4 protein-coding genes and 2 pseudogenes are annotated in these 5,320 nt (G+C 74.2%); 3 read left to right on the top strand and 3 right to left on the bottom strand.

From position 1 onward, the window contains the following. The first annotated feature begins 21 nt into the window (after positions 1 to 21). On the top strand, positions 22 to 468 hold the full coding sequence (locus H5J33_RS22505; RefSeq protein WP_399552905.1) for a precorrin-6A/cobalt-precorrin-6A reductase: 447 nt from the start codon (positions 22 to 24) through the stop codon (positions 466 to 468). A 161-nt stretch (positions 469 to 629) separates the two neighbouring features. Here H5J33_RS22505 and cobF read toward each other — a convergent pair. The 3 genes and pseudogenes from cobF to H5J33_RS22520 all read right to left on the bottom strand — a co-directional run. Then, positions 630 to 1,340, bottom strand: a pseudogene (gene cobF / locus H5J33_RS22510) (precorrin-6A synthase (deacetylating)); the annotation flags it as partial. Then, positions 1,333 to 2,013, bottom strand: a pseudogene (locus H5J33_RS22515) (PfkB family carbohydrate kinase); the annotation flags it as partial. The pseudogenes H5J33_RS22515 and cobF, both read right to left, overlap by 8 nt. Before the next feature lie 217 nt (positions 2,014 to 2,230). Further along, complete coding sequence (locus tag H5J33_RS22520) at positions 2,231 to 3,274, bottom strand: zinc-dependent alcohol dehydrogenase family protein (RefSeq protein ID WP_181796722.1); 1,044 nt, start codon at positions 3,272 to 3,274, stop codon at positions 2,231 to 2,233. 147 nt (positions 3,275 to 3,421) lie between these two features. Here H5J33_RS22520 and H5J33_RS22525 point away from each other — a divergent pair, with 147 nt between their 5' ends. Continuing rightward, on the top strand, positions 3,422 to 3,640 hold the full coding sequence (locus tag H5J33_RS22525; RefSeq protein ID WP_030782225.1) for a heavy-metal-associated domain-containing protein: 219 nt from the start codon (positions 3,422 to 3,424) through the stop codon (positions 3,638 to 3,640). An 86-nt stretch (positions 3,641 to 3,726) separates the two neighbouring features. Beyond that, positions 3,727 to 5,320: cation-translocating P-type ATPase (locus H5J33_RS22530; protein ID WP_181796723.1), on the top strand; the 1,594-nt coding region annotated here is incomplete at its 3' end.

Raw genomic sequence — 5,320 nt, forward strand, 5'->3', positions numbered from 1 at the left:
GCTTCCTATTGTCGGAGGATCATGCCTCCGACAGACCGCTGGTACGACGTGCCGTCCCTGGCCGGGGCCGCCGAGGCCCTGCCCGCTCTCGGCAGCCGGGTCTTCCTCAGTACCGGGCGCCTGGGCCTCGCGGCCTTCGCCTCCCTGACCGGCCTGCACTTCCTCGTCCGCTCCGTGGAACCGCCCGAACCGCCCCTGCCGCCGGACACCCGGGTGATCCTGGCCCGCGGCCCGTTCACGGTCCCGGACGAGACGCGGCTCCTGCGCGCCCACCGGATCGACGTCCTGGTCACCAAGGACAGCGGAGGCCGGGCCACGGCGGCGAAACTCACGGCCGCGCGCGACCTGGGGCTGCCCGTCGTCGTCGTCCGCCGCCCCCCGCTGCCGGCCGGGGTCGAAGCGGTACCCGACGTGGCGAGCGCGCTGGAACGCCTGGGCCTCGGAACACACGGGGGACCGGGCGACTGATCCCGTCGGCTGCCCGCCCCCGCCGGGCCGGCCGTCCGCCGACACGGGCCCTCGACTCCACATCGGCGGTTCACACCGGGGCCGGCCCCGTACCGCCGGCCCCACGCTGCTCGTGGTCGTACCTCTCCGCGGGCCTCTGCGGGCCGCCCGGAACGGTCGCGTCAGTCCCGTACGGGCCGGTCCTCCGCCGCATTCCTGCGCAGCAGGTACGTGTCCATGATCCAGCCCTTGCGCTCGCGTGCCTCGGCTCGCAGGCGCTCGATGCGCGGAGCGGCCTCGGCGATCGGGCCGGAGACGAGGATCTCGTCCGGCGTGCCTATGTAGGCGCCCCAGTAGATGTCCATGTCCTCCTCGGCGTACCGCCGGAAGGCCTGGTGCGCGTCCAGCATCACGACCACGTCGTCCACCCCCGCCGGGAAGCCCTCGGCCAGCCGCCGCCCCGTGGTGATCTGCACCGGCCGGGCGACCCGGTTCAGCCCCGTGCGGTGCCGGGCGACCAGGGCGGAGACGCTGCTGATGCCGGGCACCACGTCGTACGTGAACTCCACCGCGCCCCGCGCCAGCACCTCCTCGAGGATGCCCAGCGTGCTGTCGTACAGCGCCGGGTCCCCCCAGACGAGGAACGCGCCGGTGCCGTCCTCGCCCAGTTCGCCGGAGATCAGCCGCTCGTAGATCCCGGCGCGGGCGCTGCGCCAGTCGCCGACGGCCGGGGAGTAGGCCGAACCGCCCGCGGAGCGGTCCCGCTCCGGGTCACGGGCCTCCACCACCCGGTACGACCCGGCCGGCAGATGCGCGTCCAGCATGTCCCGGCGGAGCTGGGTCAGATCGCTCTTCACCTCGCCCTTGTCGAGAAGGAAGAACATGCTTGCCGACGGCCAGCTCGGCCCCGGCGTCCAGCAGGGCGCGGGCGGCGGCGTGCGGCTCGCGGGTCCCGGTGGCGATCTCCACCTCGTCCAGGTTGCCGACGGCGACGGTGGCGTGGCGCAGGGCCTCGGCGTAGAAGGGGCGGGCGGTGCCGGGGTCCGCCCAGAACACGGGGCGCCAGTCCAGGTCGAAGACGGTGATGCCGGCCCGGGCCCGGTGGGCGAGGGCCGCGAGGGTCGCGGTACGGCTCGGCTCCTCGCTCAGTCCGGTGCCGGTGACCCAGAGGATCCGGGCCGCCGCGATGGCGTCCAGGTCCAGTTCGTGGGGGTGGATCTCCAGGTCGGGGGCCTTGGGCCGGCGGTAGAAGTACAGCGGGAAGTCGTCCGGCGGGAAGATCTCGCAGAAGGTGACGGGGGTGGGCAGGCCGGGGACGGGGGTGACCCAGCGGTCGTCGACGCCGAAGCCGCGCAGGGCCTCGTGGAGATAGGTGCCGAACGGGTCGTCGCCGGTGCGGGTGATCACGGCGGTGCGGCGGCCGAGCCGGGCCGCGGCGACCGCGACGTTGGCCGCGGAGCCGCCGAGGAACTTGCCGAAGGACGTGACCTGGGCGAGCGGGACGCCGCTCTGGAGCGGGTAGAGGTCCACCCCGATCCGCCCCATGGTGATCAGGTCGTAGGCCATCGGCTTCCCTTCGTCATGGCTCTCCCGGCTTTCTAGCCCGCGCACGGAACGGTGTCAACGTTTTGTCCGGACATACGGACTTCCACGCTCCGGTACGCGAGCCGTCCGCCTTCGCATGGATGCCCTCTGCGCCCGGTTCGTCACCGGCACCGCCCTCCCGTTCCGGACGGCACGCCCGTACGGGTTGCCGGTCGCGGTCCGCCGGCAGCGCGAGGCGTCAGCTCCAGGGCTCGATGACCGTGACCCCCGCCTCCGTCGCCGTGCCCAGCGCCGCGAGCGCCGCCGGGGCCGCGTCGAGCGCGATGGTGCGGGTCACCAGGAGGTCGGGGCGCAGCACGCCGGCGCGGACCAGGCGGAGCATGCCGGGGTAGGCGTGGGCGGCCATGCCGTGACTGCCGAGCAGTTCGAGTTCCAGGGCGATCGCGCGGGCCAGCGGGACCGGGGTGGTGCCGTCGGCCGAAGGGAGCAGGCCGACCTGGACGTGCCGGCCGCGGCGGCGCAGCCCGTTCACGGAGGCGGCGCAGGTGGCGGGCGAGCCGAGGGCGTCGAGCGAGAGGTGGGCGCCGCCGTCGGTCAGCTCGCGGACGGCGGCCGCCGGGTCGGGCACGCCGGTGGCGTCCAGGCACGCGGCGGCGCCGAAGTCGCGCGCCAGCTCCAGCGCCCGGGGCGAGACGTCGACCGCGACCACCCGGGCGCCCGAGGCCGCCGCGATCATCACCGCCGACAGGCCGACCCCGCCGCAGCCGTGCACCGCGACCCACTCCCCGGCCGCCACCCGGCCCTGCTGGACCACGGCCCGGAAGGCGGTGGCGAAGCGGCAGCCGAGGGCGGCGGCGGTGGTGTACGCCATGTCGTCGGGGAGGGCGACGAGATTGACGTCGGCGTGGTCCAGGGCGACGTACTCGGCGTAGGAGCCCCAGTGGCTGAAGCCGGGCTGGGTCTGCCGTTCGCACACCTGCTGGTCGCCCGCCGCGCAGGACGCGCAGGTGCCGCAGGCGCAGACGAACGGCACGGTGACCCGGTCGCCCGGCCGCCACCGGGTCACCCGGGCGCCCGCCGCCTCGACCACTCCGGCCAGTTCGTGTCCCGGCACGTGCGGCAGCGTGATGTCCGGGTCGTGCCCCGCCCAGCCGTGCCAGTCGCTGCGGCACAGGCCGGTGGCCTCCACCCGGACGACCACCCCGTGCGCCGCCGGCTCCGGGTCGGGCACCTCCCGGACCCCGGCCGGCTTTCCGTACTCCTCGAAGACCACCGCTCGCATGCGCACTCCTTCCGGGAACCCGCAGGAAGGCTAGACGCTCCGGGGAGTCGCTTGGCTTCATACCCCCTAGGGGTATACAGTACGGAGTATCGGGGTTCCTCCGGGCACCCCACAGGTCCCACACGCGCCTCGACGAGGAGTAACGACATGACCACCGTCACCACCGTCTACAAGGTCACCGGCATGAGCTGCGGTCACTGCGAGGGCTCCGTCTCCGAGGAGATCTCCCGCATCCCGGGCGTCAGCTCGGTGAAGGCCGTCGCGTCGAGCGGCGAGGTGACCGTCGTGTCCGCGGCCCCGCTCGACGAGGAGGCCGTGCGCGCCGCCGTCGACGAGGCCGGCTACGAGCTGGCCGGCCAGGCCTGAGCAGCACTCCCCGATCCCCCGACCGGGCCGTGCCGACCAGCTCATACTGGATCCGTACGGCCCGGTCCGATGTCTGGAGTCCGGACATGACCAGCACCACCGCCAAGCCGTCGGTCACGGCGCCCGGCACCGAACAGGTCGAGCTGCTCATCGGCGGCATGACCTGCGCCTCCTGTGCCGCCCGGGTGGAGAAGAAGCTCAACCGGATGGACGGCGTGAGCGCCACCGTCAACTTCGCCACCGAGAAGGCCAGGGTCACCTTCGCCGAGGGCATCGAGGTCGCCGACCTGATCGCCACCGTGGAGAAGACCGGCTACACCGCCGAGGAACCCCGGCCGCCGGAGCCCGGGCCCGGCACCGGGACCGCGCCGGAGGACCCCGGACGGGACGCGGAACTCGGCGAGCTCCGGCACCGCCTGCTCGTCTCCGCGCTGCTCGCCGCGCCCGTGGTCCTGCTCGCGATGATCCCCGCGCTCCAGTTCGACAACTGGCAGTGGCTCTCGCTCACCCTGGCCGCGCCGGTCGTCGTCTGGGGCGGCGCCCCCTTCCACCGCGCCGCCTGGACGAATCTCCGGCACGGCGCCGCCACCATGGACACCCTCGTCTCGGTCGGCACGCTGGCCGCGTTCGGCTGGTCGCTGTGGGCGCTGTTCTTCGGCGACGCGGGCACGCACGGCATGCACGACGAGTTCCGGCTCACCGTCTCCCGCATGGACGGCGCCTCCACCATCTACCTGGAGGTCGCCTCCGGGGTCGTCGCGCTGATCCTGCTCGGCCGCTATCTGGAGGCCCGCTCCAAGCGCCGCGCCGGTGCCGCCCTGAAGGCCCTGATGGAGCTGGGCGCCAAGGACGTGGCGGTCCTGCGGGACGGCCGCGAGGTGCGGGTGCCGGTCTCCTCCCTGGCCGTGGGCGACCGGTTCGTCGTACGGCCCGGCGAGAAGATCGCCACCGACGGCACGGTGACCGAGGGCGTCTCCGCGGTGGACGCGTCCATGCTGACCGGCGAGTCGGTGCCGGTGGACGTCGGCCCCGGCGACCGGGTCACCGGCGCCACGGTCAACGCCGGCGGCCGGCTGGTCGTCGAGGCCACCCGGGTCGGCGCGGACACCCAGCTCGCCCGGATGGCACGGCTGGTGGAGGACGCGCAGAACGGCAAGGCCGAGGTGCAGCGGCTCGCCGACCGGATCTCCGCCGTCTTCGTCCCGGTGGTCATCCTGATCGCGCTCGGCACCTTCGGCGTCTGGCTGGGGGTCACCGGGGACACGGTCGCCGCGTTCACGGCCGCCGTCGCCGTCCTGATCATCGCCTGCCCCTGCGCGCTGGGCCTGGCCACGCCGACCGCGCTGATGGTGGGCACCGGGCGCGGCGCCCAGCTGGGCATCCTGATCAAGGGTCCCGAGGTGCTGGAGTCCACGCGCCGGGTGGACACGGTCGTCCTGGACAAGACCGGCACGGTCACCACCGGCCGGATGACCCTCCAGGACGTGTACGTCGCCGAGGGCGAGGACGAGAAGGAGCTGCTGCGCCTCGCGGGCGCCCTGGAGCACGCGTCCGAGCACCCGGTGGCCCGCGCCGTCGCCATCGGCGCCGAGGAACGTGCCGGGGCCCTTCCGCCGGTGGAGCACTTCGAGAACGTGCCGGGGCGGGGCGTGCGCGGGCGCGTGGACGGCCGTGAGGTGG

Origin of the sequence: Streptomyces sp. WELS2 (assembly GCF_013870595.1) — a bacterium.
GTDB lineage: Bacteria > Actinomycetota > Actinomycetes > Streptomycetales > Streptomycetaceae > Streptomyces.